Annotated in this window: 1 protein-coding gene; it reads left to right on the forward strand. The window is 67.0% G+C overall.

Going from position 1 to position 3,068, the window contains the following annotated elements:
- On the forward strand, positions 1-3,068 hold a 3,068-nt coding region (locus KME78_RS63515; RefSeq protein ID WP_219539932.1), incomplete at both ends, for an amino acid adenylation domain-containing protein.

A 3,068-nucleotide genomic window follows, 5' to 3' on the forward strand; every position in this document is an offset into this window, starting at 1 on the left:
ACTGGCGACAGTCATCGACGCCAGCACCACCGGAAACCAGGCACCGCCCATCGTTGCCGTCCCACGCGACCAGAAGCTGCCACTCTCCTTCGCCCAGCAGCGACTCTGGTTCCTGGACCAGCTCAACCCCGGCTCGGCCGAGTACATCGTTCCCTCTCCGATTCTGTTGAGCCGGAAGCTGGACGTGACCGCGCTGCGAGCGGCTCTGGACACGCTGGTCGAGCGGCATGAGGTGCTGCGCACCCGCCTCGTCGCTGACACCGATGGTGTGCCCTGGCAGGTCATCGACCCTGCATCGCCCTTCGACCTGCCCATCATCGACCTGACCGCGGAGGCCGATCCGTTCCAGGCAGCCCGTGCGTGGGTGGCCTTGGATACGGCTAAGCCCTTCGTCCTCGACACGGAGCCGATGATCCGCGGCAGCCTGCTGCGGCTCAGCGAGGATGAGCACATCCTCGCCTTGTGCATGCACCACATCGTGTTCGACGAGTGGTCGGCCAAGATCTTCCACCGCGAGCTCGAGGCGCTTTACACCAGCTACCAGGCCGGACAGCCAAACCCGCTCACCCCGTTGCCGGTGCAGTACGCCGACTTCGCGGTATGGCAGCGCGACTGGCTCACCGGACCGGTCCTGGACGAGCAGCTTGATTACTGGCGCACCCAGCTAGCCGATGCGCCCATCCTGGACCTGCCGACTGATCGGCCGCGCCCAGCCGTGCGATCAACCGCCGGCGCCGCCATCAGCTTCCACCTCGGCACGGAGATCACCCGGCGACTGCAGGAGATCTCCCGCCGCCACGGCGCCACCATGTTCATGACCCTGCTGGCCGCCTACGCCACCCTGCTCGGCAAATACACCGGCCAGGAAGACCTGATCGTCGGCACCCCGGTCGCCAACCGCAACCACGGCGAGACCGAACAGCTCATCGGCTTCTTCGTCAACACTCTGGCCCTACGAGCCGACCTGCGCGACGACCCCACCTTCACCCAGCTCCTGGCCCAGATCCGAGCCACCGCACTGGCCGCCTACACCCACCAGGACGTGCCCTTCGAGCAGCTCATCGATGAACTCGCGGTCGCAAGAGACCGGTCACGGACACCACTGGTCCAAACCCTGTTCAACTACACCACCACAGCCAGCGACAGCTCACCCACGTCGTCGGTGGAGTCGCTACCCGCACGCTTCGATGTCGCCCTGACGGTGGGACACGCGTCCGATGAGGGCTTGATCGGGTCGATCCAGTACAGCACCGCGCTGTTCGACGAGGCCACCGTCCGCCGCATGGTCGGGCACCTCACCGAACTCCTCACCGCGATCACCGCCGACCCCGATCAGCATCTGTCGGCCCTGCCCATCCTCACTCCGAACGAGCACCAGCAGCTCACCGTCGACTGGAACGCCGCCACTGCCGAACTCCCCCAGGCCAACGGCATCCACGAGCTCATCACCGGCTGCGCGCTGGCCCGGCCACACGCGCCGGCAGTTGTCTACGACGACATCGCCCTCACCTACGGCCAGTTGGAGACCCGCGCCAACCAACTCGCCCACCACCTCCTCGGCCTCGGGCTACAGCGCGAAGGCGTGGTCGGCCTGCGCCTGCCCCGCAGCACCCACATGATCGTCGCCATCCTCGCCATCTGGAAAGCCGGCGGCACCTACCTCCCCCTCGACCCCGACTACCCCACCGACCGACTCACCTACATGCTCACCGACAGCGGAGCCGACCTCCTCATCACCACCGAGCACACCACCGAGCTGCCCTCCCGCATCCCCGCCATCGGCCTGGACGATCCCGCCACCAACGCCGCCCTGGACACCCAGCCCACCACACCGCCAGACGTCACAGGCCTCTCCCACATCCTGGCCCTGGACGATCCCGCCACCAACGCCGCCCTGGACGCCCAGCCCACCACACCGCCGGAAGTCACGGTCCTTCCGGACCAGGCCGCTTACCTCATCTACACCTCAGGCTCCACCGGTCGTCCCAAAGCCGTCCAAGCCACCCACCGCTCCGCGATCAACCTCGCCACCACCATGCGACCCCTGTTCGCCATCGACCACACCAGCAACGTCCTGCAATTCGCCTCCTTCAGCTTCGACGCCGCCATCCTCGACATCACCGTCACCCTCACCACCGGCGCCACCTTGGTCCTAGCCACCCCCGAACAACGAACCCACCCCGACCAGCTCACCCAACTGATCAACCGCCACCACATCACCACAGCCAGCATCGTCCCCTCCCTGCTGGCCACCCTCACACCAGACGCCACCACCCCACCCTCGACGTCGCTCAAAACTCTGATCCTCGGCGCCGAACGCCTCTCATCCCAACTCGCCGACGCCTGGGCACCGCACCTCACCCTGCACAACACCTACGGACCCACCGAAACCACCGTCATCACCACCACCACACCGCCTCTCGCTCCCTCCGGCAGCATGCCGGCCATCGGCAGCCCCCTCCCCAACACCCACACCCACGTGCTCGACCCCCACCTCAACCCAGTACCGATCGGCGTGGCAGGCGAACTCCACATCGGCGGCACCGGACTCGCCCGCGGCTACCACCACCGACCCGCCCTCACCGCCCAACACTTCATCGCCGCCCCAGAAGGCCAACGCCTCTACCGCACCGGAGACCAAGCACACTGGCGCGCCGACGGCCAACTCCACTTCCTCACCCGCACCGACCACCAAATCAAACTCCGCGGCTACCGCATCGAACCCGGAGAGATCGAGCATGCCCTGACCGAGCACCCGGCCATCACCGCCGCCCTGGTCACCCTCCACGAACAGCACCTCATCGCCTACCTCGTGCCAGGCGACGAGCCCATTCCACCGGTCAACGAACTACGCGACCACCTGCGGACCAGCCTGCCCGACCACATGATCCCCACCACCTACATCGAACTCGCCGCCTTCCCCCTCACCCCCAACGGCAAGATCGACCGCACCGCGCTACCTACGCCGGACGCCTCCCGACCCGAGCTGGCCAGCGCCTACCAGCCACCCGCCACCCCCACCGAAGAACTCCTCACCGCCATCTGGACCGACCTCCTCCACCTCGACC

This window comes from Nonomuraea guangzhouensis, from assembly GCF_019396345.1.
Lineage (GTDB): Bacteria > Actinomycetota > Actinomycetes > Streptosporangiales > Streptosporangiaceae > Nonomuraea > Nonomuraea guangzhouensis.